The organism is Vibrio sp. 10N.222.54.E6 (assembly GCF_041473955.1).
In the GTDB taxonomy this organism is placed as follows: Bacteria; Pseudomonadota; Gammaproteobacteria; order Enterobacterales; family Vibrionaceae; genus Vibrio; species Vibrio tasmaniensis_A.
The window spans coordinates 1-754 of sequence record NZ_JBFRTD010000099.1 but is presented as its reverse complement, the minus strand read 5'-3'; the positions used below and the strand labels follow the sequence as shown (position 1 = coordinate 754).

Genomic DNA, 754 nt, shown 5'->3' with positions numbered 1-754 from the left:
GTGCCGCTTCCTCTGCGAACACTTAAGGCACTCCGCACACACTGGCTCAGCCACAAGCACCCTCGCTTGCTGTTTCCCGGGCTTGGAAAAGGTGACGACGCACCGATGGACAGAGGCGGCATTCAAAAAACCATGAAGCTTGTGCTCAAAGAGTGTGACATCCAAAAACACGCGAGTCCCCACTCTCTCAGACACTGCTTTGCAACGCACTTGCTTGAGCAAGGGCTTGACCTGCGTTCACTGCAAACGCTGCTGGGTCACGCAAGCCTTAATACCACGGCCCGTTACACCCGAATGACTCAGATAAAGCAACGTGATGCGGCAATGGCCATCAACCATTTAACTGATGCTCTAGACTTAACGGGGAGCATTACATGAGTACCTTTATTGAACTGCTTCGCCAACATCATTCTGCGATTAAGCGTCACTATTATGCGCAGATGAATGGCGATATGCATCGGGCCATTGGTGCGATGCTGCGTTGTAAAACAGAGCAACAAGGTCGCTCACAGTGGTTCTGCAGCCACTGCCATCAAGGCGATCGATTACCGCTTTCTTGTGGTCATCGACACTGCCCTCAATGCCAACAACGCACCACTTCTGACTGGCTACAACGTCAGCAGCAAAAGCGGTTGCCTGTTCACTATTTCATGGTGACCTTCACTTTACCGTATCAACTAAGGGTTTTAGCAAGGCATCAACCTAAAGCGACATATAACGGTATGTTTAAGGTTGCGTCGGGGGTTTTAAAGGA

The 754-nt window shown here is 50.5% G+C and carries 2 protein-coding genes; both read left to right on the top strand.

Translation table 11 applies throughout. The features are described from left to right. Positions 1 to 378, top strand: a 378-nt coding sequence (locus tag AB4513_RS24700; protein ID WP_136975511.1) for a tyrosine-type recombinase/integrase, incomplete at its 5' end; no start/stop codon positions are given. Beyond that, on the top strand, positions 375 to 754 hold a 380-nt coding region (locus AB4513_RS24695), incomplete at its 3' end, for a transposase zinc-binding domain-containing protein (RefSeq protein ID WP_170962744.1). The genes AB4513_RS24700 and AB4513_RS24695, both read left to right, overlap by 4 nt.